This is a genomic window from Pseudomonas sp. D1-1 (assembly GCF_051132225.1).
Lineage (GTDB): Bacteria > Pseudomonadota > Gammaproteobacteria > Pseudomonadales > Pseudomonadaceae > Aquipseudomonas.
Genome location: NZ_CP071676.1, coordinates 5,877,516 through 5,902,819, shown reverse-complemented (window position 1 = coordinate 5,902,819; position 25,304 = coordinate 5,877,516). Strand labels below are relative to the sequence as shown.

23 protein-coding genes are annotated in these 25,304 nt (G+C 58.9%); 10 read left to right on the top strand and 13 right to left on the bottom strand.

Annotated features, from left to right (window positions below):
• Positions 1-29 precede the first annotated feature (29 nt).
• From dnaN to gyrB, 3 genes are read left to right on the top strand one after another with little or no spacing between them, the layout of a single operon-like run.
• Positions 30-1,133 carry a DNA polymerase III subunit beta gene (dnaN, locus tag J3P86_RS26760; protein WP_434626896.1) on the top strand — a complete coding sequence of 368 codons (1,104 nt, stop codon included), beginning with the start codon at positions 30-32 and terminating at the stop codon, positions 1,131-1,133.
• A gap of 14 nt (positions 1,134-1,147) precedes the next feature.
• Entirely contained in the window at positions 1,148-2,251 is a 1,104-nt protein-coding gene (gene recF / locus J3P86_RS26755; protein WP_305497751.1) for a DNA replication/repair protein RecF, read from the top strand.
• Between the two features lie 5 nt (positions 2,252-2,256).
• Positions 2,257-4,674 (top strand): DNA topoisomerase (ATP-hydrolyzing) subunit B, encoded by a 2,418-nt coding sequence (gene gyrB, locus J3P86_RS26750; protein ID WP_305497752.1) that lies wholly within the window; start codon positions 2,257-2,259, stop codon positions 4,672-4,674.
• Positions 4,675-4,732: 58 nt separating this feature from the next.
• Here the strand turns inward: gyrB and J3P86_RS26745 are convergent, their stop codons facing one another.
• Positions 4,733-5,467 carry a response regulator transcription factor gene (locus J3P86_RS26745; RefSeq protein ID WP_434626899.1) on the bottom strand — a complete coding sequence of 245 codons (735 nt, stop codon included), beginning with the start codon at positions 5,465-5,467 and terminating at the stop codon, positions 4,733-4,735.
• Between the two features lie 233 nt (positions 5,468-5,700).
• Between J3P86_RS26745 and J3P86_RS26740 the strand changes: the two genes are divergently transcribed.
• Positions 5,701-7,218 (top strand): ATP-binding protein, encoded by a 1,518-nt coding sequence (locus tag J3P86_RS26740; protein WP_434699174.1) that lies wholly within the window; start codon positions 5,701-5,703, stop codon positions 7,216-7,218.
• 167 nt (positions 7,219-7,385) lie between these two features.
• Here the strand turns inward: J3P86_RS26740 and J3P86_RS26735 are convergent, their stop codons facing one another.
• The 4 genes from J3P86_RS26735 to glyQ all read right to left on the bottom strand — a co-directional run bounded on the left by J3P86_RS26735 (position 7,386) and on the right by glyQ (position 11,787).
• Positions 7,386-8,165 carry a lysophospholipid acyltransferase family protein gene (locus J3P86_RS26735; protein WP_305497755.1) on the bottom strand — a complete coding sequence of 260 codons (780 nt, stop codon included), beginning with the start codon at positions 8,163-8,165 and terminating at the stop codon, positions 7,386-7,388.
• Positions 8,166-8,245: 80 nt separating this feature from the next.
• Positions 8,246-8,779 (bottom strand): D-glycero-beta-D-manno-heptose 1,7-bisphosphate 7-phosphatase, encoded by a 534-nt coding sequence (gene gmhB, locus J3P86_RS26730; protein ID WP_434699173.1) that lies wholly within the window; start codon positions 8,777-8,779, stop codon positions 8,246-8,248.
• Positions 8,780-8,782: 3 nt separating this feature from the next.
• Positions 8,783-10,837, bottom strand: coding sequence for a glycine--tRNA ligase subunit beta (gene glyS / locus J3P86_RS26725; protein WP_434626906.1), 2,055 nt, complete (start codon positions 10,835-10,837; stop codon positions 8,783-8,785).
• Positions 10,834-11,787, bottom strand: a complete 954-nt coding sequence (glyQ, locus tag J3P86_RS26720) for a glycine--tRNA ligase subunit alpha (RefSeq protein WP_022641565.1) — start codon at positions 11,785-11,787, stop codon at positions 10,834-10,836. The genes glyS and glyQ overlap by 4 nt, the downstream gene beginning before the upstream one ends.
• 81 nt (positions 11,788-11,868) lie before the next feature.
• On the opposite strand from glyQ, the gene J3P86_RS26715 reads away from it, so the two are divergent.
• From J3P86_RS26715 to J3P86_RS26705, 3 genes are all read left to right on the top strand, one after another.
• Entirely contained in the window at positions 11,869-12,426 is a 558-nt protein-coding gene (locus tag J3P86_RS26715; RefSeq protein ID WP_305497757.1) for a DNA-3-methyladenine glycosylase I, read from the top strand.
• 43 nt (positions 12,427-12,469) lie between these two features.
• On the top strand, positions 12,470-13,357 hold the full coding sequence (locus J3P86_RS26710; RefSeq protein WP_198796133.1) for a lysophospholipid acyltransferase: 888 nt from the start codon (positions 12,470-12,472) through the stop codon (positions 13,355-13,357).
• Between the two features lie 384 nt (positions 13,358-13,741).
• Complete coding sequence (locus tag J3P86_RS26705; protein ID WP_434654527.1) at positions 13,742-14,530, top strand: SDR family NAD(P)-dependent oxidoreductase; 789 nt, start codon at positions 13,742-13,744, stop codon at positions 14,528-14,530.
• Between the two features lie 195 nt (positions 14,531-14,725).
• Here the strand turns inward: J3P86_RS26705 and J3P86_RS26700 are convergent, their stop codons facing one another.
• The 3 genes from J3P86_RS26700 to J3P86_RS26690 form a co-directional block, all read right to left on the bottom strand.
• Positions 14,726-15,010: a hypothetical protein gene (locus tag J3P86_RS26700; protein ID WP_434699172.1), complete on the bottom strand. Its 285-nt coding sequence runs from the start codon at positions 15,008-15,010 to the stop codon at positions 14,726-14,728.
• A 33-nt stretch (positions 15,011-15,043) separates the two neighbouring features.
• Entirely contained in the window at positions 15,044-15,463 is a 420-nt protein-coding gene (locus J3P86_RS26695; protein ID WP_434559736.1) for an organic hydroperoxide resistance protein, read from the bottom strand.
• A 317-nt stretch (positions 15,464-15,780) separates the two neighbouring features.
• On the bottom strand, positions 15,781-16,908 hold the full coding sequence (locus J3P86_RS26690) for a diguanylate cyclase (protein WP_434626910.1): 1,128 nt from the start codon (positions 16,906-16,908) through the stop codon (positions 15,781-15,783).
• A 672-nt stretch (positions 16,909-17,580) separates the two neighbouring features.
• On the opposite strand from J3P86_RS26690, the gene J3P86_RS26685 reads away from it, so the two are divergent.
• Positions 17,581-17,868 carry a DUF6124 family protein gene (locus J3P86_RS26685; RefSeq protein ID WP_434626912.1) on the top strand — a complete coding sequence of 96 codons (288 nt, stop codon included), beginning with the start codon at positions 17,581-17,583 and terminating at the stop codon, positions 17,866-17,868.
• A 140-nt stretch (positions 17,869-18,008) separates the two neighbouring features.
• Here J3P86_RS26685 and J3P86_RS26680 read toward each other — a convergent pair whose 3' ends face one another.
• Complete coding sequence (locus J3P86_RS26680) at positions 18,009-18,383, bottom strand: lysozyme inhibitor LprI family protein (RefSeq protein WP_305497763.1); 375 nt, start codon at positions 18,381-18,383, stop codon at positions 18,009-18,011.
• Positions 18,384-18,716: 333 nt separating this feature from the next.
• Here J3P86_RS26680 and J3P86_RS26675 point away from each other — a divergent pair, with 333 nt between their 5' ends.
• Positions 18,717-19,484 (top strand): sulfite exporter TauE/SafE family protein, encoded by a 768-nt coding sequence (locus J3P86_RS26675; RefSeq protein WP_434699171.1) that lies wholly within the window; start codon positions 18,717-18,719, stop codon positions 19,482-19,484.
• Between the two features lie 77 nt (positions 19,485-19,561).
• Here J3P86_RS26675 and J3P86_RS26670 read toward each other — a convergent pair whose 3' ends face one another.
• The 3 genes from J3P86_RS26670 to J3P86_RS26660 all read right to left on the bottom strand — a co-directional run bounded on the left by J3P86_RS26670 (position 19,562) and on the right by J3P86_RS26660 (position 22,080).
• Positions 19,562-20,332: a MetQ/NlpA family ABC transporter substrate-binding protein gene (locus J3P86_RS26670; RefSeq protein WP_434699170.1), complete on the bottom strand. Its 771-nt coding sequence runs from the start codon at positions 20,330-20,332 to the stop codon at positions 19,562-19,564.
• A gap of 78 nt (positions 20,333-20,410) precedes the next feature.
• The gene (locus tag J3P86_RS26665) at positions 20,411-21,073 is read right to left on the bottom strand and encodes a methionine ABC transporter permease (RefSeq protein ID WP_434654541.1); all 663 of its coding nucleotides are present in this window, start codon (positions 21,071-21,073) and stop codon (positions 20,411-20,413) included.
• Entirely contained in the window at positions 21,073-22,080 is a 1,008-nt protein-coding gene (locus J3P86_RS26660) for a methionine ABC transporter ATP-binding protein (protein ID WP_434570734.1), read from the bottom strand. The genes J3P86_RS26665 and J3P86_RS26660 overlap by 1 nt, the downstream gene beginning before the upstream one ends.
• A 266-nt stretch (positions 22,081-22,346) precedes the next feature.
• Here J3P86_RS26660 and katE point away from each other — a divergent pair, with 266 nt between their 5' ends.
• Positions 22,347-24,482: a catalase HPII gene (gene katE, locus J3P86_RS26655; protein WP_434699169.1), complete on the top strand. Its 2,136-nt coding sequence runs from the start codon at positions 22,347-22,349 to the stop codon at positions 24,480-24,482.
• A 104-nt stretch (positions 24,483-24,586) separates the two neighbouring features.
• Here the strand turns inward: katE and J3P86_RS26650 are convergent, their stop codons facing one another.
• Positions 24,587-25,300 carry a PA5502 family lipoprotein gene (locus tag J3P86_RS26650; RefSeq protein ID WP_434626921.1) on the bottom strand — a complete coding sequence of 238 codons (714 nt, stop codon included), beginning with the start codon at positions 25,298-25,300 and terminating at the stop codon, positions 24,587-24,589.
• Positions 25,301-25,304 lie beyond the last annotated feature (4 nt).

The following is a 25,304-nucleotide window of genomic DNA, read 5'->3' as shown; positions in this document are numbered from 1 at the left end:
CGCAGCTTATTAAGGCAAGGGACTAGACCATGCATTTCACCATTCAACGCGAAGCCCTGTTGAAACCCCTGCAACTGGTCGCGGGCGTCGTCGAACGCCGCCAGACCTTGCCGGTACTTTCCAACGTGCTGCTGGTTGTCGAAGGCCAGCAATTGTCGCTGACCGGTACCGACCTGGAAGTCGAGCTGGTCGGTCGTGTCCAACTTGAAGAGCCGGCCGATCCGGGTTCCATCACCGTGCCGGCGCGCAAGCTGATGGACATCTGCAAGAGCCTGCCAAACGACGCGCTGATCGACATCAAGGTCGATGAGCAGAAGCTCGTGGTCAAGGCCGGTCGTAGCCGCTTCACCTTGTCGACCCTGCCAGCCAACGATTTCCCGACGGTGGAAGAAGGCCCGGGCTCGCTGACCTGCAGCCTGGAACAAAGCAAGCTGCGTCGCCTGATCGAGCGGACCAGTTTCGCCATGGCCCAGCAGGACGTGCGTTATTACCTCAACGGCATGCTGCTGGAGGTCTCGGCCGGCATCATCCGCGCCGTGGCCACTGATGGTCACCGCCTGGCGATGTGCTCCATGCAAGCCGATATCGGCCAGCCGGATCGTCACCAGGTCATCGTGCCGCGCAAAGGCATCCTGGAACTGGCGCGCCTGCTGACCGAGCCGGATGGCAACGTCAGCATCGTCCTGGGCCAGCATCACATTCGCGCGACCACCGGCGAGTTCACCTTCACTTCGAAACTGGTGGACGGCAAATTCCCTGACTACGAGCGCGTCCTGCCCAAAGGTGGCGACAAGCTGGTACTTGGCGATCGTCAGGCGCTGCGCGAAGCCTTCAGCCGCACCGCGATCCTGTCCAACGAGAAGTATCGCGGCATTCGTCTGCAACTGGCCAACGGTCAGCTGAAGATCCAGGCGAACAACCCGGAGCAGGAAGAAGCGGAAGAAGAAGTAGGCGTGGAGTACAACGGTAGCTCCCTGGAAATCGGCTTCAACGTCAGCTATCTGCTGGACGTATTGGGTGTGATGACCACCGAGCAGGTACGTCTGATCCTGTCCGACTCCAACAGCAGTGCACTGGTGCAGGAATCCGACAACGACGATTCGGCTTACGTTGTCATGCCGATGCGTCTGTAATCAGAATCAGCTAGATGTCCTTAAGTCGCGTCTCGGTCACCGCGGTGCGCAATCTGCACCCGGTGACCTTCTCCCCCTCCCCCCGCATCAATATCCTTTACGGCGCCAACGGCAGCGGCAAGACCAGCGTCCTCGAAGCCGTGCATCTGCTTGGGCTTGCCCGTTCGTTTCGCAGCACCCGCCTATTGCCGGTCATTCAGTACGACCAACTGGCATGCACGGTGTTTGGCCAGGTTGAACTGGCTGAAGGTGGTCACAGCGCATTGGGGATTTCACGGGACCGGCAGGGCGAGTTCCAGATTCGCATCGACGGGCAAAACGCCCGTAGCGCAGCACAACTGGCGGAAATCCTCCCGTTGCAGCTGATCAATCCGGACAGCTTTCGGTTGTTGGAAGGGGCGCCGAAGATTCGCCGGCAGTTTCTCGACTGGGGTGTGTTCCACGTGGAACCACGTTTCATGGCCACGTGGCAGCGCTTGCAGAAGGCGCTGCGCCAGCGAAACTCTTGGCTGCGACATGGTACACTTGACGCCGTTTCGCAGGCGGTTTGGGACAGAGAGCTGTGCCAAGCCAGCGCCGAAATCGATGAATACCGCCGCGCTTATATAAAAGCCTTGAAACCGGTCTTCGAACAGACCTTGAGCGAACTGGTTGAGCTTGAGGGACTGACGCTCAGCTATTACCGAGGCTGGGACAAGGACCGGGAGTTGAGCGCCGTGCTGGCTGGGTCACTGCAGCGTGATCAGCAGATGGGACATACCCAGGCCGGACCACAACGTGCTGACTTGCGTCTCAGACTGGGCGCGCACAATGCAGCGGACATATTGTCCCGCGGTCAGCAGAAGTTGGTGGTGTGCGCCTTGCGTATCGCCCAAGGTCATTTGGTCAGCCAGGCCCGTCGCGGTCAGTGTATTTATCTGGTGGATGACTTGCCGTCCGAACTGGACGAGACCCACCGCCGTGCGCTTTGCCGCTTGCTGGAAGACTTACGCTGCCAGGTGTTCATCACCTGTGTAGACCACGAATTATTGAGGGAAGGCTGGCAGACGGAAACGCCAGTCGCTCTGTTCCACGTGGAACAGGGCCGTATCACCCAGACCCACGACCATCGGGAGTGAAGGCATTGAGCGAAGAAAACACGTACGACTCAACGAGCATTAAAGTGCTTAAAGGCCTGGATGCCGTACGCAAACGTCCCGGTATGTACATTGGTGACACCGACGATGGCAGCGGTCTGCACCACATGGTGTTCGAGGTGGTCGACAACTCCATCGACGAAGCCCTTGCCGGTCATTGCGACGACATCAGCATCATTATCCACCCGGATGAGTCCATCACCGTTCGCGACAACGGCCGTGGCATCCCGGTAGACGTACACAAAGAAGAAGGCGTTTCCGCGGCTGAGGTCATCATGACCGTATTGCACGCCGGCGGTAAGTTCGACGACAACTCCTACAAAGTATCCGGCGGTCTGCACGGTGTAGGTGTGTCGGTTGTGAACGCGCTGTCCGAGAAGCTTGTTCTCACTGTTCGCCGCAGCGGCAAGATCTGGGAACAGACCTACGTCCACGGCGTGCCTCAAGCGCCGATGGCAATCGTTGGCGACAGTGAGTCCACGGGGACCCAGATTCACTTCAAGGCCTCCAGCGAAACCTTCAAGAACATCCACTTCAGCTGGGATATCCTGGCCAAGCGGATTCGTGAGCTGTCCTTCCTGAACTCCGGTGTCGGCATCGTCCTCAAGGACGAGCGCAGCGGCAAGGAAGAGCTGTTCAAGTACGAAGGCGGCCTGCGGGCATTCGTCGAGTACCTGAACACCAACAAGACCCCGGTCAACCAGGTGTTCCACTTCAACGTCCAGCGTGAAGACGGCATCGGCGTGGAAATCGCCCTGCAGTGGAACGACAGCTTCAACGAGAACCTGTTGTGCTTTACCAACAACATTCCGCAGCGCGATGGTGGTACTCACCTGGTGGGCTTCCGTTCAGCGCTGACGCGTAACCTGAACAACTACATCGAACAGGAAGGCCTGGCGAAGAAGCACAAGGTCGCCACCACCGGTGACGACGCCCGCGAAGGTCTGACCGCGATCATCTCGGTGAAGGTGCCGGATCCGAAGTTCAGTTCCCAGACCAAGGACAAGCTGGTGTCTTCCGAAGTGAAGACCGCCGTCGAACAGGAGATGGGCAAGTACTTCTCCGACTTCCTGCTCGAGAACCCGAACGAAGCCAAGCTGGTGGTCGGCAAGATGATCGACGCCGCCCGTGCCCGTGAAGCGGCGCGCAAGGCCCGCGAGATGACTCGCCGCAAAGGCGCGCTGGACATCGCCGGCCTGCCAGGAAAACTGGCCGACTGCCAGGAGAAGGACCCTGCCCTGTCCGAGCTGTACCTGGTGGAAGGTGACTCTGCTGGCGGTTCCGCCAAGCAGGGCCGCAACCGTCGTACCCAGGCGATCCTGCCGCTCAAAGGCAAGATCCTCAACGTCGAAAAGGCGCGCTTCGACAAGATGATCTCTTCCCAGGAGGTCGGTACGCTGATCACCGCGCTGGGCTGTGGCATCGGCCGCGAAGAGTACAACATCGACAAGCTGCGCTATCACAACATCATCATCATGACCGACGCCGACGTCGACGGTTCGCACATCCGCACCTTGCTGCTGACGTTCTTCTTCCGTCAGTTGCCGGAGCTGATCGAGCGCGGCTACATCTATATCGCCCAGCCGCCTTTGTACAAGGTCAAGAAAGGCAAGCAAGAGCAATACATCAAAGACGACGACGCCATGGAAGAGTACATGACGCAGTCGGCCCTGGAAGACGCGAGCCTGCACCTGAACGAAGATGCCCCAGGCATTTCCGGTGAAGCCCTTGAGCGCCTGGTGAATGACTTCCGCCTGGTGATGAAGACCCTCAAGCGCCTGTCGCGCCTGTACCCACAGGAACTGACCGAGCACTTCATCTACCTGCCGGCCGTCAGCCTCGAGCAGCTGTCCGACCACGCAGCGATGCAGGATTGGCTGGCCCAGTACGAAGTACGCCTGCGTACCGTGGAAAAATCCGGCCTGGTCTACAAAGCCAGCCTGCGTGAAGACCGTGAGCGTAACGTCTGGCTGCCGGAGGTTGAACTGATCTCCCACGGTCTGTCGAACTACGTCACCTTCAACCGCGACTTCTTCGGCAGCAACGACTACAAGACCGTCGTATCCCTCGGCGCGCAACTGAGCACGCTGTTGGACGAAGGTGCGTACATCCAGCGTGGTGAGCGCAAGAAAGCCGTGACCGAGTTCAAGGAAGCCCTTGAATGGCTGATGGCCGAAAGCACCAAGCGCCACACCATCCAGCGATACAAAGGGCTGGGTGAGATGAACCCGGATCAGCTGTGGGAAACCACCATGGATCCGGGCTCGCGCCGCATGCTGAAAGTCACCATCGAAGACGCCATTGGCGCGGACCAGATCTTCAACACCCTGATGGGTGATGCGGTCGAGCCCCGTCGTGACTTCATCGAGAGCAACGCGTTGGCGGTGTCCAACCTGGATTTCTGATCCGGCTTGCCCTGCCCCAACGAAAAAGGCCAACGCTCATGCGTTGGCCTTTTTTATGCTAACTGGCTACCGAAGCCTCACTGCCTGCCGCTACACTCTCCAACCGATATCCATAACCGTAGATCGTCAACAACTGCCAGCCGCGATCAGCGGTTAGCCCGAGCTTGTTGCGCAGGCGATAGATATGGGTGTCGAGCGGGCGCGACGACGTCATTTCTTCATGGGTCCAGAAGCGCTCATAAAAATATTCCCGTGACAGCGGCCGGCCCAGGTTGGCGAACAGGCAGCGGGCCAGGCGGTACTCCCTTTCAGTCAGGCTGATGGGGATACCGGCGCGGGTGACGGTCAATTCGGCATCGTCGAATTCGAGGTCATTGAACACCAGCACTTCAGTGGTCGGGGTGCGTTGCAGGTTGTGACGCCTTAGCACCGCGGTGACCCGGGCCTTGAGCTCGTTGGGACGGAAAGGTTTGCTGACATAGTCATCGGCACCGGCGTTGAGCGCTTGGACGATGTCATGCTCGCCGTCGCGGCTGGTGAGCATGATGGCTGCGGGTGGCGAATCCATGTGCTCGCGTGTCCAGCGCAGCAAGGACAAGCCACTGATGTCAGGTAATTGCCAGTCCAGGATCAACAGGTCAAACGTTTCCCTGCGCAGTTGTCGCAGCAGGTCTTCACCCCGTTCGAAACTGTGCAGTGTCCAGGCGGGCTCTCCCCTGCCGGGAATTTGCTGCAGTGTCTGTTCCACCCGGCGCAACTCCGCCGGTTCATCGTCCAGTATGGCGACACGCATGGAATGCGATTCCTTGGTTCCAAGAATAACGGACATTCTCAGCTGGCAATCAAAAGCAGCCGGTGGCTGGTTCGTCGTCGTTGAGCTGTCACTGGCTGCGACAATACCGGCTCGCGATGCGAAGTGAAAGGCAGCCGCATTGCCATCATCAAGTCCGTTATAGTCATGGCCGCAGCTGTGAGCTAGAGGCTGCGCGGCATGTACAACCATCCCGATCTTCCGCCAAGGTACTTATGAGCCATCCGCGTCGCCGTGAAAGCCGTGAACCGACCCAGGTGCAGCGATTGTTTCGACAATTGATGCGCGAAGGGTTGTGGATAAGCCTGGTGCTGCTCCCGCTGACCGCGCTGGTCTCGTTCAGCCTGCAATCGGCGCGCAACGGCCCAGCGGCTGCATTGTTGTCGGTGTGCCTGGTTGGCTGTGTAATGGGTTTGTTGCTGTTGCGTCCGCACTTCGCATTGGGAGCGACGTTGGGCGGGATGGGTCTGGCCCTGCTACTCAGCGCACTGCTGGGCGCGCAGTGTTGGGGGTGGTCGCCGGTGGCCAGCCTGTTGGGCATGCTGCTGGGTTATCTGATCTGGAACTGGCGGCGCCTGAGCGTGGTGCTGGCTTATTTCGGTTGGGAGCTGGCGCGCCTGGATGCTGAGCCCAAGGTCTTCCCGGAGCGCCGTCGAGCCTCCTACACCGGCAGTGATCGCTTGCAAGGCCAGATTATGGCCTTGGAACAAGCCATGAGCCGAACCCGGGACACGCGCCGATTTATTGCCGACGGCCTGGAGTACCTGCCGGTAGCAACGATGATCAGTGATCCACAGGGCAACCTGTTGCTGGGTAATCGCAAGGCTCGCGAGTTGTTCGGTCACGCTTTGGCGGGCAGTGATGTGCTGGAGGAATTGGCGCGGTTGGGTTATCCGGCATTGGTCCACTCCCCTGCACATCGCTTGTCCACGTTACCACTGGTTGAATTTCGCGATACCCGCGAGCGCAGCTTGCGACTGGAACGTGCCGCGCTGTTGCCGGTGGACGGTGATGTGCCCATTGGCTGGCTGCTCAGCCTGACTGATCTGAGCGCTGAACGGGAAGCCGAAGAGCAGCGCAGCGTCATGCTTCGTTTTCTCTCCCACGATCTGCGCGCGCCCCATTCGGCGATCCTGGCTCTGCTCGATGTGCAGCGGCATCAGGCCGGTGCCGACAAGCCGCTATTCGACCAGATCGAGCGCCAGGTGCGCCGCGCCCTGGAACTGACCGATGGGTTTGTGCAGTTGGCCAAGGCCGAGTCCGAGGCCTACCAGTTCCAACCGAGCCTGTTCGCCATGCTGGTGCTGGACGTGATCGACCAGGCATTGCCTGTTGCCCAGGCCAGGAGTATTCGGTTGGAACACCAACTCGACGATGAGGAAGCGCTGATCAGCGCTGATCAGCCCCTGCTGACCCGCGCCCTGTTCAACTTGTTGGAGAACGCCATCAAGTACAGTGCGCCCGACACGTGTATAGCGTTGCAGGTCCGTTGTGCCCAGGGCTGGTTGACGTGTGACGTCGTTGATCAGGGCAAAGGCATCGGCGCGCAGGAACTGCCGGATCTGTTCGTCCAGTACCGACGGTTTTCGTCGGCCCATGGCGTGGATGGCATCGGTTTGGGGCTGTCGATGGTCAAGGCGGTCGTGGACCGTCATGGTGGGCAAATCGATTGCCGTAGCGTGGTAGGCGAAGGCACTACGTTCAGCCTGCGCTTTCCGTTGTTGGAGGAATAAAAAAAGATCGCGGCCTTGGTCAGGCAGCGACCTTTTTCAGTGCGCTATAAAAACTTATGCACCTCGTACAAGGTTTTAGGTGTTTAAGAAATATGTATTAAAAACAGCGAGTTAAACGTTAAAACTGACGAAATCCGAAAAAACGGTACACAGCTTATCCACAATTCTCATACAGCCAACTTGTCCGTCGCAGCCGGCGCAGCAGGGGCCGGAGGAAGCGAGCCCAATTCCCGTTGCGTCTGTTCATTCCAAGCCTGTACACGGTCGTTCAGCTCGGCAATCGCGCGCGGCCCACTGCCCTCTGCATACATGGGGGCGCCGATGACCACGGTGATAACGCCTGGCGTTCTGACCCAGCCGGCCTTGGGCCAGAATTTGCCCGCATTGTGTGCAATCGGTAGTACTGGCAGGCCGGCGTTTACCGCCAATGCGGAGCCACTGCGGGAAAACTTGCCGATGGTCCCGTAAGGTACGCGGGTGCCCTCGGGAAAGATTAGTACCCAAACGTTGTCCTTGAGCAGCACATCGCCTTTTTGCGCTACCTGCTTGAGGGCAACCTTCGGGTTGTCACGGTCGATGGCAATCGGGCGCAGCATCGCCATGGCCCAGCCGAAGAACGGTACAAACAGCAGCTCGCGCTTGAGCACTTGGCTCAACGGTTCGAAATAAGCCGAGAGAAAGAAGGTCTCCCAGGTGCTCTGGTGGTTGGACTGGATGACACAAGGGCGCTCAGGCACATTCTCGGCACCTTTCACTTCGTAGCGGATGCCCAGAAACACCTTGCTCAGCCAGAGTGCGCAACGGCACCAGTAAACATTGATGAAGCGGTAGCGCGTCCTGAACGACATGAACGGCGCGACAAAAAAACTCAACGTGCACCACAACAAGGAACTGGTGCCCAGCAGCAGGTAAAAGAGGAAGCTTCTGATGGCCTGCAATATCGACATAGCGGCGTTTACCATTGCGGGCAATGCCCGCCTGTTCAAGCGCTTCCCGAACAATCCTTGATCAGGATGTCTTGGGAGCTCTAATTGTGGATAAGTTCAGCGGCAACCGCCGCCAGGTCGTCAAAAATCAAGGTGCCCACCGGTAGGGTCTTGCCCAGGGTCTTTTCGCCTTTTCCGGTCTTGACCAAAACTGGCTGACAATCGACGGCCTTCGCCGCCTCCAGGTCACCGAGGCTGTCGCCGACAAACCACACGCCCGACAGCGCAACGTCATAGTGAGCGGCGATGGTTTTCAGCATGCCGGGCTTGGGCTTGCGGCAATCGCAGCCTTCGTCCGGCCCATGTGGGCAATAAACGATCAGCCCGATGTCACCGCCCTGCCCGGCCACCAGCTGACGCAAGCGTTCATGCATGGCGTCGAGGACGGCGAGTTCGTAGTAACCGCGGGCAATGCCCGACTGGTTGGTGGCGACCGCCACCGTCCAGCCGGCCTTGCTCAATTGTGCGACGGCCTCGATGGAACCGGGAATCGGCAACCACTCCTCCACCGACTTGATGTAGGCGTCGGAGTCGTGATTGATCACTCCGTCCCGATCGAGAATCAGCAGTTTCAAGACTTACCCCAGCAGCGAAATATCGGCAACACCGAGGAACAACCCACGCAGACGCGCCAGCAGCGCATAGCGGTTGGCTCGCACATTGGCGTCTTCGGCATTGACCATCACCGCTTCGAAAAACGCATCCACCGGTTCACGCAATGCTGCCAGGCGCGCCAGGGTTTCGCTGTACTGACGCGCCGCTGCCATCGGCTGGACTGCCTGGTCCGCCTGCTGGATCGCCGAGTACAGGGAGAACTCATTGGCGTTGTCGAAGTACTTGGCTTCAACGACGGCCGCAATGTTGCCTTCGGCCTTGCTCAGCAGGTTCGACACGCGCTTGTTCACCGCCGCCAGCGCTGCCGCTTCCGGCAGTTTGCGGAACGCCTGCACTGCCTGTACGCGTTGGTCGAAGTCCAGGGCAGAGCCCGGTTTCAGGGCTCGCACCGACAGGTAGGTCGCGACGTCGACACCTTCGTCTTCATAACGCGCACGCAGGCGGTCGAAAATGAATTCCAGCACCGCGTCGGCCAGGCCGGCAGCCTTGACCTTGCTGCCGAACGCATTCACGGCGAAGGCCACGGCGTCGTTCAGGTCCAGGTCCAGCTGCTTGTCGATGAGAATGCGCAGCACGCCCAGCGCTGCGCGACGCAGTGCGTACGGGTCCTTGCTGCCGGTGGGCAGCATGCCGATACCGAAGATGCCGACCAGGGTGTCGAGCTTGTCCGCGATCGCCACGGCCGCACCGGTCAGGGTGGTCGGCAATTCAGCGCCGGCGCCACGCGGCATGTACTGTTCGTTCAGCGCCAGGGCAACATCCTGCGGCTCGCCGTCGTTGAGGGCGTAGTAGTAACCGGCGATACCTTGCATCTCCGGGAACTCACCGACCATCTCGGTGGACAGGTCGCACTTGGACAGGATGCCGGCACGTGCAGCGCGCTGGGCATCGCCGCCGATGCGTGGAGCGATGAATGCTGCCAGTTTCGATACGCGCTCGGCCTTGTCGTAGACACTGCCGAGTTTTTCCTGGAACACCACGTTGCGCAGGCGCTCGTTGAAGCTTTCCAGGGGCTGCTTCTTGTCTTGCTTGAAGAAGAACTCGGCATCGGTCAGACGCGGGCGTACGACTTTTTCGTTACCGGCGATGATCTGCTGCGGGTCCTTGCTTTCGATGTTGGCCACCGTGATGAAGCGCGGCAGCAACTTGCCTTCGGCGTCCAGCAGGCAGAAATATTTCTGGTTGTCCTGCATGGTGGTGATCAGCGCTTCCTGGGGCACTTCAAGGAAGCGTTCCTCGAACGAGCACACCAGTGGCACCGGCCATTCCACCAGCGCGGTCACTTCGTCCAGCAGGTTGGCCGGCACGATAGCCGTACCTTCCTGGGCGGTCGCCAGTTCTTCGGTGCGTTTGCTGATCAGCTCGCGGCGCTCGTTGGAATCGGCCAATACATAGGCAGCGCGAAGGTCGGCCAGGTAATTGGCCGGCGACGTGATACGCACGCTCTGCGGATGATGGAAACGGTGACCGCGAGAATCACGACCGGCCTTTTGGGCGAGGATCGTGCAATCGATGACCTGGTCACCGAGCAGCATCACCAGCCATTGGGTCGGACGCACGAACTCTTCCTTGCGCGCAGCCCAGCGCATGCGCTTGGGAATCGGCAAGTCATTGAGGGAGTCTTCGACGATGGTCGGCAACAGGCTGGCGGTCGGCTTGCCCTTGATGCTCTGGCTATAGCGCAGCTTCGGGCCGCTCTGGTCGATTTCGCTCAGATCGACGCCGCACTTCTTGGCGAAGCCCAGGGCGGCCTGGGTCGGGTTGCCGTCGGCATCGAACGCGGCTTGCACGGGCGGGCCGTCGAGGTTGATGCTGCGGTCCGGCTGTTGCGTTGCCAGGGCGGTGATCAGCACGGCCAGGCGGCGCGGCGCGGCGTAGACATGCTTGGTTTCGAAGTTCAGGCCAGCGGCTTGCAGGCCTTTCTCGATGCCGGCCAGGAATGCATCGGCCAGGGTGTTCAGGGCTTTGGGTGGCAGTTCTTCGGTGCCCAGTTCAACCAGAAAATCTTGAGCACTCATTGTGCAGCCTCCAGCTTAGCCAACACTTCATCACGCAGGTCCGGGGTCGCCATCGGGAAGCCCAGCTTGGCACGGGCCAGCAGGTAGGCTTGCGCGACGGAACGCGCCAGGGTGCGCACACGCAGGATGTATTGCTGGCGCGCGGTCACGGAAATCGCCCGGCGTGCATCCAGCAGATTGAAGGTATGAGATGCCTTCAAGACCATTTCATAACTCGGCAGCGGCAGCGGCTGGTCCAGTTCGATCAGGCGCTTGGCTTCGCTTTCATAGAAATCGAACAACTCGAACAGCTTGTCGACGTTGGCGTGTTCGAAGTTGTAGGTCGATTGCTCCACTTCGTTCTGATGGAACACGTCGCCATACGTCACTTTGCCGAACGGACCGTCGGCCCATACCAGGTCGTAGACCGAATCCACGCCTTGCAGGTACATGGCCAGGCGTTCCAGGCCGTAGGTGATCTCACCAGTCACCGGGTAGCATTCGATGCCGCCCGCTTGCTGGAAGTAGGTGAATTGGGTCACTTCCATGCCGTTGAGCCAGACTTCCCAGCCCAGGCCCCAGGCGCCCAGGGTCGGTGATTCCCAGTTGTCTTCGACGAAACGAATGTCGTGCACCAGCGGGTCGAGGCCCACGTGTTTGAGGGAGCCCAGGTACAGCTCCTGGAAGTTTTCCGGGTTCGGCTTCAGCACGACCTGAAATTGATAGTAATGCTGCAGGCGGTTCGGGTTTTCGCCGTAGCGGCCGTCAGTCGGGCGGCGGCTTGGTTGCACATAAGCGGCGTTCCAGGTTTCCGGGCCGATGGCACGCAGAAACGTGGCAGTGTGGAAAGTGCCGGCGCCTACTTCCATATCGTAGGGCTGAAGTACCACGCAACCTTGCTCGGCCCAGTATTGCTGGAGGGCGAGGATCAAGTCTTGGAAGGTACGCACGGCTGGCGTAGGCTGGCTCACGAAATTCACCTGTTTCTTGGGCTGCGATTTAAAGAGCGGGAGTATACCCGATTCGTTCGTGCGCACGCCCCCTGGAGCCTTATGCCACGCTGCTTTTGGTGTTCCGAAGATCCGTTGTACATGGCTTATCACGATCAGGAGTGGGGGACGCCGCTGCGCGATGCGCAGGGTTTGTTCGAGTTGCTTCTGCTCGAAGGGTTCCAGGCCGGTCTGTCCTGGATCACCGTTTTGCGCAAACGCGAACGTTACCGGGAAGTGCTCTACGGCTTCGATGTGCAGCGGGTGGCGCAGATGAGCGACGCTGAAATCGATGAACTGATGCTCGACCCCGGCATTATCCGCAACCGCCTCAAGCTCAAGGCGGCGCGGCGCAATGCCCAGGCCTGGCTGGCGCTGGAAGACCCGGTGGCATTTCTCTGGTCGTTCGTAGGCAACCAACCGATCATCAACCATTTCAAGGACCGCACCGAAGTGCCGGCCATCACCCCCGAGGCGCTGGCAATGAGCAAAGGCCTGAAAAAAGCCGGGTTCACCTTCGTCGGCCCAACCATCTGCTACGCCTTGATGCAGGCCTCGGGCATGGTCATGGACCACACCCAGGACTGCGACCGCTACGCCGAGTTGGTAAACGGTGGTTAGAATAGCCGGCTCGCAACACGGCCCATGAATTCAGGAGTGACCTGTGGATAAGTTGAAAGGCGCCTTGCTGGTCGGCGCTCTGCGGTTGTTTGCGCTGCTCCCTTGGCGAGCGGTGCAGGCGGTGGGCTCGGCCATTGGCTGGCTCATGTGGAAATTACCCAACCGTTCCCGCGACGTGGTGCGGATCAACCTCGCCAAGTGTTTCCCCGAGATGGACCCGGCCGAGCGCGAGCGCCTGGTAGGCCAGAGCCTCAAGGACATTGGCAAATCCCTGACCGAAAGCGCCTGTGCCTGGATCTGGCCGGCCCAGCGCTCCATCGAACTGGTGCGCGAAGTCGAAGGCCTGGAGGTGTTGAAAGAAGCGCTGGCCTCGGGCAAAGGCGTGGTCGGCATCACCAGCCACCTGGGCAATTGGGAAGTGCTCAATCACTTCTATTGCAGCCAGTGCAAACCGATCATCTTCTACCGCCCGCCCAAGCTCAAGGCGGTGGATGAGTTGCTGCAGAAGCAACGCGTGCAACTGGGCAACAAGGTCGCGGCGTCTACCAAGGAAGGCATCCTCAGCGTCATCAAGGAAGTGCGCAAGGGCGGCCAGGTGGGGATCCCCGCCGATCCGGAGCCGTCCGAATCCGCCGGCATCTTCGTGCCCTTCTTCGCCACCCAGGCCCTGACCAGCAAGTTCGTGCCGAACATGCTCGCCGGCGGCAAGGCGGTCGGCGTCTTCCTCCACGCCCTGCGCCTGCCGGACGGCTCCGGCTACAAAGTCATCCTCGAAGCCGCCCCGGACGAGATGTACAGCACCGACACCGAAACCGCCTGCGCCGCCATGAGCAAAGTGGTCGAGCGTTATGTACGGGCCTATCCGAGCCAGTACATGTGGAGCATGAAACGCTTCAAGAAACGCCCGCCGGGCGAGGCGCGGTGGTACTGAAAACCTGTTCTGGATGGCGCACCGCGAACCCTGTGGGAGCGAGCTTGCTCGCGATAGCGCCCTGACAGTCGCCACATGACTGACTGTCCCCACCCTCCCCGTGGCGAGGGAGCTTGCTCCCGCTGGGCTGCGCAGCGGCCCTTCATCGATATGCACAACATCAACCGGTGGGAGCGAGCCTGCTCGCGAAAAGATATTCACCCATACATCACCATCGCGAACGAACTCCAACGCATCGGCGCCGCTCTCAATCATTAGCTGAGGACAGGCGCAAATCATCAATCGTGTCCATGATGAGTACCTGCGATATCCGGGGGGCCGGCGTATTGCCCGGCCAAAAATATCGCCTTGCCTCTTTGATCCATCAATGAAGGAGTCACGCTCATGAACATCGACTTCACCGGACGTAACGTATTGGTCACCGGTTCCACCAGCGGCATCGGTTTTGCGACCGCCAAAGGTTTTCTGGAAGCCGGTGCCCAGGTCGTCATCAACGGGCGCAGCGAAAGCAGCGTGGAGGACGCGTTGCAGCGCCTGGGCAATCTGGCTTCCAGGGCGACAGGCTTTGTTGGCGATCTCAGCAACGAACCTGGCTGCCAGGCGTTGATCGCCAGGCATCCAAGCTTCGATATTGTCATCAACAACCTGGGCATTTTCAAACAGGAAGACTTCTTCGAGACGCCGGACAGCGAATGGCAGCGTTTCTTCGAAACCAATGTGATGTCGGGTGTGCGTGTTTCCAGGGCCTACGCGCAGGGCATGGTCGAGCGTGGTTGGGGGCGGATCGTGTTTGTCTCGTCGGAGTCGGGCGTGAACATTCCGGCCGACATGATCCACTACGGCTTCACCAAGACCGCCCAGCTTTCAATCGCTCGCGGCCTGGCCAAACGCCTCGCGGGAACGGGCGTGACGGTGAACTCGGTATTGCCCGGGCCGACACTGTCCGAAGGCGTTGCCAAGATGCTCCAGGCGGACGTCGAGCGCAGCGGGGAAAGCCTGGAGAAGGTCGCGGCAGATTTCGTCAACGAGCACCGCAGCACCTCGATCATCCAGCGCGCGGCACGGGTAGAGGAAGTCGCCAACATGATTATCTACGCCAGCTCGGAACAGGCCTCGGCCACCACCGGAGCGGCGCTGCGAGTTGACGGCGGTGTGGTGGACAGCATCGTTTAGCTGCGTTGCCAAAAGCATGGCAAGTGTCCTTGCTCCGGTTCCCATGACGCCATACAAAAAAACGCCGCTTCCTCATCCGAGAGAAGCGGCGTTTTTTCTTTTGGAAGCGACATTGGTTGATTTGACCAACTTTCGGAACGTTGAAGGGATTGGTTCAGCCCACCCCTTTTTTGCAGTGGATCCGAGCCCCTTCGGCTAGCCGTTCTCGCCTAGGCGATCCGAGCCAACTTCGGCTACCCGTAACTCGATCAGACGATCGGAGCCACCTTCGGCTACGCGTTTCTCGATCAGACGATCGGAGCCGCCTTCGGCTATGCGTTTCTCGATAAGACGATCGGAGCCACCTTCGGCTATTCGTTTTTCGATCAGGCGATCCGAACCGCCCTCAGCGAATGTAGGTTGAACAAAAGAAGTCGCGAACGCATTGCCGAGCGACAGTGCCAGAAGCGAGCCAACGAGTGTTTTGCTGAAAGTGTTCATGTCCTGATCCTTATTTATTCGTAGATGAGTGAGTTAGACGGCGACGTGCAAACGGACGTCGACGTTGCCGCGGGTCGCGTTGGAGTACGGGCAAACCTGGTGAGCCGCGTCGACCAGCGCTTGAGCATCGGCTTGATCCAGACCTGGCAGGCTGATGTGCAGGTCGATGTCCAGACCGAAACCGCCAGGGATCTGGCCGATGCCGACGTGTGCCGTGATCGAGGCGTCAGCCGGAATGCTGCGTTTGCTTTGGCTGGCGACAAATTTCAACGCGCCGATGAAGCAGGCCGAGTAGCCGGCTGCGAACAACTGCTCAGGATTGGTGGCTTCACCACCGGCACCGCCCAGGGCTTTTGGCGTGGCCAGTTTCACGTCGAGGATCTTGTCGCTGGAAACAGCACGGCCATCACGGCCACCGGTGGAGGTTGCGACTGCGGTGTAGAGAACGTTCATGGGGTGCTTTCCTTTTTTCCTGATGGGTCTGATTGAGTTTGGTTTGCGCTAAATGTTTGTGCGCTAACCAGTGGTGCTAAAGTTAACGCCCAAATACTTAGCGCGCAAGATAAATTTTCGAGAATATTCTCAGATTTCTTTAAGCTATTGATAAATTAGAAAATTTATTTTTAAGCGACGCAGCGGTGCCAGCCCGCGCGAATTGAGGGGTGAGCCAAGAGAACAAAGGTGGCAGGGGTACTGGCCGAGCCAGCGCAATGGTGGGCCCTTGGAGAAAGGGAATTCACAAGCAGGATGACGGGGTTGAACGAACCACCCTAGTGAGCGACGGCAACCTGGTTACGCCCCAGCGCTTTCGCCCGATACAGCGCCTTATCAGCGTTATTCATCAAGCCATGCAGATCCTTGTGATTCGCCTCCGTCGACGCCACGCCAAGGCTGGCGGTGATGCGATGGACAGGCTCGATCATCAAGCCAGCGATACTCTGGATAAGTCCTTCTGCAATTTCTATAGCGACGTCAATGGACGTATCCGGAAGCAGAATGGCGAACTCTTCCCCACCGAGCCGACCGTGTATATCCGTGGCCCGAAACGACGAGCTGATGACCACGCCCATCTGGCGTAGGACCTGGTCCCCGACCTGATGGCCGTAGGTGTCGTTGATGTGCTTGAAGTGATCCATGTCCAACATGACGGCGCACAACCCCAACCGGTTGGTTCTGCATTCGTCGTAAAGCTGCTGGGCATGCTCGAAAAAAGCCCGTCGACTTTTCAGGCCGGTCAGTTCATCGGTTTGTGCGGCGCGGGTTGAAATGCTGTTCGCCTGTTCCATCTCGCGGGTGAGTCGAAAAGCGGTTTCCAGTGCCTGGGACATTTTGTGGGTGGCGCGGGCAGCAAATGCCGCGAACACCAGGATCGAAAGCGCCATGCCGACTTGAATCGGCGACGGTTGGAACAGCAGCCAGACCGTGCACGGAAACAGCACAAGGCCAATGGAGACCAGTGTCATGTCCCGGTAGGCGGAGTAACAGGAGACCGCGCTGACAGTCATCCCCACGGTAAAAAGCATGACGAGAGCTTGCGAGAGGAGATCATCTTGCGGCATCAAAACAAGCGCGCCGCCGCCCCAGATGCTCGCGGACAACACCAGCGAGACCCAGTATCTGCGCTCCCAGCGTTGAGGCGTGCGCTGAACCTCGTCGCTGCGAAAATAGGCAACGAACATCGCGATCCGCAGCAGCGTCGATCCGCTTAATATGGCCAGCCACCACACAACCGTGCTGTGCTCAAAGCGATCCCAACACAGCCAACACAACATGATGGCCGCGAGGTAACTACCAAACACCGCGGAAACGGATTGGCGAAACAGTTGCTGCAGTCGGTCAGTGCGCACTTGTCCGGCTATGCAAAAGTCCATGCCATTGCGAGATCTCGGGCCATCCATGTGATCCACCTGATCGTGAAGCCGCTAGAAAACGCGATTGTGGCACCCTGCCAGCAACGCAAACAACCGAATTACGCCTGCACTCACAAAGCTTTAAATCGTGGCGAGGGGATTCATCCCCGCTGGGTTGCGCAGCAACCCCATAATTCCCACCCCTACCCTGACTAAAACCGGCCCCCTGTGGCGAGGGAGCTTGCTCCCGCTGGGCTGCGCAGCGGCCCCAAACAGGTCGACGCTTTCCTACAGACAAACTCGTGATTCGGTTGCGACGGCTGCGCCGGAAGCGTCGGACCGGCCCAGCGGGAGCAAGGGATCGAGGTCAAAACAAAGCGCTGTTTATTCCCGCTCTGCCATCTTTCCATCAAGCTACACATCCTTGCGCCATTACCTACAACTACGCCAGAATCCGCCGGCTTGTGCGCCTTGCCCTCGGGTTCTATTGTCGTCCTGCCACTGCCCATCAGTGGTCGGGTTTAGTAGCTCGAGGTTGTGTCAGTAAGATGCACGAGTTCTCCATCGAGGTAGATTCCTACCTTGCACTTGATGGTGGCTGTGCGCAGGGCGCTTCGGCGCGCCGGCAATGCTGATCTCCCCGGTCTACTAACCTGCGTACAGCTGCCACCCTTCTTTTAGTAGGGAAGAGGTTGTGGCTTAACCTTGGAGTATCAGCTCATGTCGAAATCTACAACGAATCCGCCTGAGGCGGACCGCACCTCCTCGCCACCAGAACCGAAAGATGCTCTCCAATCCGCTCAACTCTTCACCGTCGTACAAGACACCGACAACGAATGCCTGCTCGCCAACCTCAGCGAAACCCTGGCTTCAGCCGACGCCATGGTCAGCAACCTCGCGTTCGATCTGGAAGGCTCACACCGCCACATCGCCCTCGGCGTCCAGCAACTGATCGAGCTGAGCTCATTACTGGCGAACCGAGTTCTGGACAACGTTGATCCAAGATAAACGTCACACTGCAACCCCGTGGCGAGGGAGCTTGCTCCCGCTGGCTGCGAAGCAGCCCATTGGATAACGCTGAGCCGCGATAGCGAGCGAACCCCACCAAAGAAAAACCCGACGCTTTACGTCGGGTTTTTGTGTGCGGGTTACTCGACTTGCGACAGTTTGGCGTCGTCGCAACCGGCAGCGCGGCACTCGCGCTCGACAGCCTTGAGTATGACGATACGCGCCTCGGTCTTCTCATTGGCACAGTCCAGGTAGAGCAGGCCGTCGTTGGAACAGGCGTTGTCACGAATCTTGATCCACTGGATCTGAGCGGCTTTCACCTTCTTCTTTTGATCCGGGTTCAGGGCACTCATCGTCTTCTTGTATTGCTCGTTGATTTCCTGGTCCGACTGAACCATTTTCAGCGACGCGCAATAGGTTCTGTCATAGGCGTTTCTAGGGTTATCGCAACTCATCGCAGACGCCGATGCTGATGCCATTGCCAGCAATGCCCCAACCAACAAAGACTTGATCACTCACTTTTCTCCCTGAATGCCCTCTATTGATTAGAGGTCGCGGCGGGGAATTTATCATGAGGGTCGTAGAACAATGAAGCGGATCCTAGGGTTCATTCGGCCCTGTGTATGACTTTTTTCGGGCCGAAACCAAGCTCCTGATTCTTCCGCTGGCGTAATCCTTGCGGCAAGCTACACATCCTTGCTCCTTGGCCTACAACTACGTCGGAATCCGCCGACTTGAAAGCCTCGTCTATGGCTTCTATTGTTCGTCTACGCTTACATTGGCCTGAAAGTTGGAATGTTTTAATCTTTAATTGGACCAAATCACGAGGTCTAGAGTGGATAATTTCTATGCAAATTGAATACGCCATGGGCGCGTTGGGATTTTTTGCTTTTTGCGGGGGGATGATCGATGCTGCTGTAGGGGGCGGAGGTTTGGTTCAGGTACCCGCTCTACTTCATGCATTACCTCAGCACTCGCTGAGCACAGTTTTTGGAACTAATAAGCTCGCTGTACTTGCAGGAAATGTTTCTTCTATATTTAGTTACGTTAAAAGAATAAAGATCGTCTGGAAGCTGATGCTTCCAACCATGCTCTCGGCTTTTTTATTTTCGTTTTTGGGTGCTTTTTCCGTCTCGCTCGTTCCGAAGGCGATCATGGAATATTTTGTGTTTTTTGTATTGGTGGTAATGGCTGTTTATACATTTGCAAAAAAGGATCTGGGGCTTGTTCACTCGGACGCTCAATGCGGATCCAAAGAAGTGCTCCTTGGGGTTTTTTTTGGCGGCATAATTGGATTTTATGACGGAGTTTTTGGACCCGGCAGTGGTAGTTTTTTGTTATTTGTTTTCGTTAAATATTTTGGCTACGATTTTCTGAATGCATCCGCTTCAGCAAAACTGGTTAATCTGGGAACGTTTAGCGCGGCGCTGCTATTTTTCATTCCTTCAGGTCATGTGCTGTGGGTAATTGGTGGACTGGTCGCGGTGTGTAATATGGCGGGTGCGCTGACAGGCACTTTTTTGGCTTTGCGCTATGGGAGTGGATTAATTCGTATCTTGTTTCTCTTTTTATTGGTTTTCCTTATTGGCCGAATGGGATTGTCCATATGGCTGTGACAGGTTGCGCGCAATGCCTTCAGATAAAAAAACGGGACCTCGCTTTCACGCAGTCCCGTCTTTCACACCCGATCAGCTCAAAACGCCGGTAAAACCGCGCCTTTGTATTTCTCCAGAATAAACGCCTTAACTTCCGGCGTATGCAGCGCTGCAACCAGCTTCTTCATGGCCTCGCTGTCCTTGTCGTCCGGACGGGCTACCAGAATATTCACATAAGGCGAGTCGTTGCCTTCGATCACCAGCGCATCCTTGGAAGGGTCAAGCTTGGCCTCCAACGCATAGTTGGTATTGATCAATGCCAGATCCACTTGAGTCAGCACGCGCGGAATGGTTGCCGCTTCCAGCTCACGGAACTTCAGATCCTTCGAATTCTCGGTGATGTCTTTGGTAGTCGACAGGATGTTGTTCGAGTCCTTGAGCTTGATCAGCCCTGCTTTGGCCAGCAATAACAGCGCACGGCCGCCATTGGTAGCATCGTTCGGGATCACGACATTGGCGCCGCCTGGCAGTTCTGTAAGTGCCTTGTACTTGCTGGAGTACGCGCCCAGGGGTTCCAGGTGCACACCGGTTACGCTCACCAGATTCGTGCCCTTGGCCTTGTTGAACTCATCCAGGTACGGCTGGTGCTGGAAGAAGTTGGCGTCCAGGCGCTTTTCGGCGACTTGTACGTTGGGCTGGACGTAGTCGGTGAAGACCTTGACCTTGAGGTCCACGCCTTCCTTCGCCAATGCCGGTTTGACGAACTCGAGGATTTCCGCGTGAGGAACCGGCGTGGCCGCGACGGTCAGGGTGTCGGCGTGTGCGGAGAACGCTGCGGCGGCAGCGAAGGCGACCAGTAGTTTTTTCATTCAGCTAACTCCTTTTGAGGCGCCTGCTCTTGGCGCCTGCCAGCGAATGGCCGGCTCATGGTTTATTGGCGCGAGGCCTTATTTTCTAGAGAAATGCACAACCAGTTTGTCGCCCACGGTTTGCAGGACCTGGACCAGCACCAGCAGCAACACCACCGTGACCACCATCACGTCGGTCTGGAAACGCTGGTAGCCGAAGCGGATCGCCAGGTCGCCCAGGCCACCAGCGCCGACCACACCGGCCATGGCCGTGTAGGACACCAAAGTAATCGCTGTCACCGTAATCGCTGCGAAAATGCCCGGACGGGCTTCCGGCAGCAATGCGTTGACGATGATCTGTCGCGTGGTAGCGCCCATGGCCTGGGTCGCTTCGATGATGCCGCGATCGACTTCGCGCAGGGCGGTTTCCACCAAGCGGGCGAAGAACGGCGTCGCACCGACCACCAGTGGCGGGATCGCGCCGGCCACGCCCAACGACGTGCCGGTGATCAACACCGTGAACGGGATCATCACGATCAACAGGATGATGAATGGCAGCGAACGCAGGATGTTCACCATCAGCGACAGCAGCGCGTAGAGGCCCCGGGCTTCAAGCAATTGGCGCGGGCTGCAGAGAAACAGCAACACGCCCAGCGGCAGGCCGAGCAGTACGGTGAACAGCAGCGAACCGAACAGCATCAGGAAGGTGTCGCCGGTTGCCAGCCAGATTTCCAGCCAGTCGATGTTTGCAAAAAATTCCATCAGCGCAGCACCTCCATGTGGACATCGGCCGCGGTGAAGCGGGCGAAGGCCGCTTCCATGTCACCGCCGGTGATGGCGAGGGTCAGTTGCCCGTAGGGGGTGTCTTTGATGCGGTCGATACGACCGGCCAGGATGCTGTAGTCCACACCGGTTTCGCGGGCGACGGTTCCAAGTAACGGCGCGTAGGTCGCTTCGCCCTGGAATGTCAGACGCACGATGCGCCCTGGGACGTGAGCGAAGTCGTCGCGCTGTTCGCTTTCGTCGATCTGCTCGTCTTCCTGGACGAAACGCTTGGTGGTCGGATGCTTGGGGTGCAGGAACACCTCGGCCACCGGGCCTTGCTCGACGATCACCCCGGCGTCCATCACCGCGACCTCATCGCAGACACGCCGGATCACATCCATTTCATGGGTGATCAGCACGATGGTCAGCTTCAGCTCACGGTTGATCTCCGCCAGCAGTTGCAGCACCGAGGCGGTGGTCTGTGGGTCGAGCGCGCTGGTGGCTTCGTCGCACAACAGGATCTTCGGCTTGGTTGCCAGGGCGCGGGCGATGCCGACGCGCTGCTTCTGGCCGCCGGACAACTGCGCCGGGTATTTGCGGGCGTGGTCGGACAGCCCTACCCGCGCCAGCAATTCGGCGACGCGGCGGTCGATATCGCTGCGGGACAGTTCGCCCGCCAGCGTCAGTGGCATGGCCACGTTGTCGGCCACGGTCTTGGACGCGAGCAGATTGAAGTGCTGGAAAATCATCCCGACCTGCTGGCGAAAACGGCGCAGGCCGTTGGCGTCCAGGGCGGTGACTTCTTCGCCGTCGACGATGATCTTGCCGCCGCTGGAATCTTCCAGGCGATTGATCAGGCGCAGCAGGGTACTTTTTCCCGCACCGGAATGACCGATCAGGCCGAAGACCTGACCGTTCTGGATGGTCAGACTGGTCGGGTGCAGCGCGGGGATATCCCTACCGGCAACCCGGTAGGTTTTATGGACGTTTTGAAACTCGATCACGTAGCGAACCTTGTGGGGCGCGGTGGAAAAGGATCAGCGGTAAGCCGGGCGCGCATTTTAGCCTGTCCGTATAGAGGTTCTTAGCATTTATTTGAGATTGAACCAGCGATTTGGCAATAAGGCGATCAAAGGACATAAAAAAGGAACACAGCGAAACGGTATCGGTCACTCATTAGGCACCTCCACATATGCCCAGGTACCGTGCCTGGCGCATCGAACTCACGGGTCCTGGCCACGGCGGGGATCGCAACGAGGAGTCATGCCTGATGAGCACTAAAAAACCTGCCGCCCCCAGCCAGATGGCCGGGACCGACACGCTGGATCGCAGCAATACCAACGCCAAGCTGGAGAGCCTCGAGCAGTTTCGCTCCGATGCCACCGAACAGGCCTTGCGCACCAACCAGGGCGTGAAGATCGCCGATAACCAGAACACCCTCCGCGTCGGGCCGCGTGGGCCGTCGTTGCTGGAAGACTTCATCATGCGTGAGAAAATCACGCATTTTGACCATGAACGTATTCCCGAGCGCATCGTTCACGCCCGAGGGACCGGTGCCCATGGCTATTTTCAGGCCTACGAATCGCATGCGGCCTTGACCAAGGCCGGTTTCCTGCAGGACCCAGGTAAAAAGACGCCAGTGTTTGTACGTTTTTCCACCGTGCAGGGCCCACGGGGTTCCGGTGACACGGTGCGGGACGTGCGCGGCTTTGCAGTGAAATTCTTCACCGACGAAGGCAACTTCGATCTGGTGGGCAACAACATGCCGGTGTTCTTCATCCAGGATGCGGTGAAGTTTCCGGATTTCGTCCATGCGGTGAAACCCGAGCCCCATAACGAAATCCCCACCGGCGGATCGGCCCACGACACCTTCTGGGACTTTGTCTCGCTGGTACCGGAGTCGGCTCATATGGTGATCTGGGCGATGTCCGACCGGGCAATTCCGAAAAGCCTGCGCTCCATGCAGGGTTTCGGCGTGCACAGCTTCCGCATGATCAACGCCGAAGGCCGCAGCAGCTTCGTCAAGTTCCACTGGCGGCCCAAGGCCGGGACGTGTTCCCTGGTATGGGACGAAGCCCAGAAGCTCGCGGGCAAGGACACTGATTACCACCGTCGCGATCTCTGGGAGTCGATCGAGATGGGCGACTACCCCGAATGGGAATTTGGCGTACAGATCGTCGCCGAGGAGGACGAGCACAAGTTCGACTTCGACCTGCTCGACCCGACCAAGATCATCCCCGAAGAGCTGGTGCCCATCACGCCGCTGGGCAAGATGGTGTTGAACCGCAACCCGGACAACTTCTTCGCCGAAGTCGAGCAGGTTGCCTTCTGCCCCGGACATATCGTGCCGGGCATTGATTTCAGTAACGACCCGTTGCTGCAAGGCCGGCTGTTTTCCTACACCGATACGCAGATCAGCCGACTTGGTGGGCCGAACTTTCACGAGTTGCCGATCAACCGCGCCATCACCCCGGTGCACAACGGCCAGCGTGATGCCATGCACCGCACCACTATCGACAAGGGGCGCGCGTCCTACGAGCCGAACTCCATCGATGGCGGCTGGCCGAAGGAAACCCCGCCCGGTCCGCAGGATGGTGGTTTCGAAAGTTATCCGGAGCGCATCGACGCCCACAAGATCCGCCAGCGCAGCGATTCGTTCGGCGATCATTTCTCCCAGGCGCGGTTGTTCTACAAGAGCATGAGCCCCCACGAGCAAGAGCACATCATCGCGGCGTACAGCTTCGAACTGGGCAAAGTGGAACGCGAGTTCATCAGGGCGCGGCAGGTGAACGAGATTCTCGCCAACATCGATCTGGAACTGGCCGGGCGAGTTGCGAAGAACCTCGGCTTGCCGGCTCCCACTGCCGGTACGGTCGATGTTCCGACGCCTTCCCTGGAGCAGTCCCCGGCGTTGAGCCAGGCCAATCTGCTGTCCGGCGACATCAAGACCCGCAAGGTCGCGGTGTTGGTGGCCAATGGCGTCGAGGGGACAATCATTGATGCGCTCAAGCAGGCACTGGAAGCCGAAGGGGCCCACGCGAAAATCCTCGGCCCAACCTCCGCGCCGGTGACCACCGCTGCTGGGCAAACGCTGCCGGTGGATGCGTCCATGGAAGGCTTGCCGTCGATTGCCTTTGACGCGGTGTTCGTGCCGGGCGGGGTGGAGTCGATCAAGGCGCTGAGCGCCGATGGCGTGGCGTTGCATTACCTGTTGGAGGCCTACAAGCACCTGAAGGCCATCGCGCTGCATGGCGAAGCGCGACAGTTGCTGGTGTTGTTGAAGCTGGAGGCGGATGCGGGGCTGATTCCGGACGCTGATGCGGGCAAGTTCCAGGCGTTTTTTGACGCGATTGCCCAGCATCGGGTTTGGGCGCGGGAGCCTAAGGCCAAGGCTATTCCAGCCTGAAGAGATTTGTTGTTTGGTAGGACGCCTTCGCGAGCAGGCTCGCTCCCACAGGGATATGTGTCGATCACAACACCCATTTGGGAGCGAGCCTGCTCGCGAAGCTTTCAGAGCTTACGCGGAGTCAGAACCACTTGCGCCGGCACGCTACGCAAGATCTGCTTCTGCAGTTTCAGATCAAACCCGGGATCGAGTTTCTTGACCCGCTTGGTCAGCAATGTCGCCAACCAAGGGTAATCATCGGTGCGCGGGGCCTGGATGCTGACGTCGCACTGGTAATTCACCACATCGGCGGCGATAGCGTCCAATTGATGACGCATTTTCTGGATATCGCCGATATTCAGCGCAACCGTGGTGCTCTGCGCACTCGGGTCGATCACCTTTGCAACTGGCTTGGCTTCGGCGGCCTGGAGGGCGGCTTCGGCTTTTTCCAGCTCGGCCTTGCGGGCCTGGGCGATCGCACTGTTCACTTCGCCGGTAAGTGCCGGCGCTTTTGGCATCAGCGCGCGAGCCCGGCTCAGGGCGGTGGCGGCCGCGTTTACATCGCCCTTTTGCAGGTCGATCTGGCTGCGGCGCAAGTACGCCTCGGCCAGTTGCCGCTGGTAAGGCTCCAGCGACGGATCTTCAGGCGTCTGGGCTTGCAACGCGGCCAGCTGACCTTCTGCGGTGGCCAGTTCATTGCTGGCCAGGCTCTGTTCGAGCTGCGCGATGGCCGGGCCCCGGGTGTCCGGGGTTTCGACGGTCGGCGGCGTGCTCTGGCAGGCGCCCAGCAGCAGGGAAAACGCGACAAGGAGCAGATAACGGGAGGCGAACGGCTTCATTCCT

Excerpts from the sequence above, each read along its gene's own strand:
- glyS (WP_434626906.1), bottom strand. The coding sequence starts at position 10,837 with ATGAGTGCTCAAGATTTTCTGGTTGAACTGGGCACCGAAGAACTGCCA.
- J3P86_RS26665 (WP_434654541.1), bottom strand. The coding sequence starts at position 21,073 with ATGGAATTTTTTGCAAACATCGACTGGCTGGAAATCTGGCTGGCAACC.
- J3P86_RS26695 (WP_434559736.1), bottom strand. The coding sequence starts at position 15,463 with ATGAACGTTCTCTACACCGCAGTCGCAACCTCCACCGGTGGCCGTGAT.
- J3P86_RS26685 (WP_434626912.1), top strand. The coding sequence starts at position 17,581 with ATGTCGAAATCTACAACGAATCCGCCTGAGGCGGACCGCACCTCCTCG.
- J3P86_RS26650 (WP_434626921.1), bottom strand. The coding sequence starts at position 25,300 with ATGAAGCCGTTCGCCTCCCGTTATCTGCTCCTTGTCGCGTTTTCCCTG.
- J3P86_RS26690 (WP_434626910.1), bottom strand. The coding sequence starts at position 16,908 with ATGGATGGCCCGAGATCTCGCAATGGCATGGACTTTTGCATAGCCGGA.
- J3P86_RS26675 (WP_434699171.1), top strand. The coding sequence starts at position 18,717 with ATGCAAATTGAATACGCCATGGGCGCGTTGGGATTTTTTGCTTTTTGC.
- J3P86_RS26700 (WP_434699172.1), bottom strand. The coding sequence starts at position 15,010 with ATGAACACTTTCAGCAAAACACTCGTTGGCTCGCTTCTGGCACTGTCG.
- J3P86_RS26745 (WP_434626899.1), bottom strand. The coding sequence starts at position 5,467 with ATGCGTGTCGCCATACTGGACGATGAACCGGCGGAGTTGCGCCGGGTG.
- J3P86_RS26735 (WP_305497755.1), bottom strand. The coding sequence starts at position 8,165 with ATGTCGATATTGCAGGCCATCAGAAGCTTCCTCTTTTACCTGCTGCTG.
- dnaN (WP_434626896.1), top strand. The coding sequence starts at position 30 with ATGCATTTCACCATTCAACGCGAAGCCCTGTTGAAACCCCTGCAACTG.
- J3P86_RS26705 (WP_434654527.1), top strand. The coding sequence starts at position 13,742 with ATGAACATCGACTTCACCGGACGTAACGTATTGGTCACCGGTTCCACC.
- katE (WP_434699169.1), top strand. The coding sequence starts at position 22,347 with ATGAGCACTAAAAAACCTGCCGCCCCCAGCCAGATGGCCGGGACCGAC.
- J3P86_RS26715 (WP_305497757.1), top strand. The coding sequence starts at position 11,869 with ATGCCACGCTGCTTTTGGTGTTCCGAAGATCCGTTGTACATGGCTTAT.
- recF (WP_305497751.1), top strand. The coding sequence starts at position 1,148 with ATGTCCTTAAGTCGCGTCTCGGTCACCGCGGTGCGCAATCTGCACCCG.
- J3P86_RS26670 (WP_434699170.1), bottom strand. The coding sequence starts at position 20,332 with ATGAAAAAACTACTGGTCGCCTTCGCTGCCGCCGCAGCGTTCTCCGCA.
- J3P86_RS26740 (WP_434699174.1), top strand. The coding sequence starts at position 5,701 with ATGAGCCATCCGCGTCGCCGTGAAAGCCGTGAACCGACCCAGGTGCAG.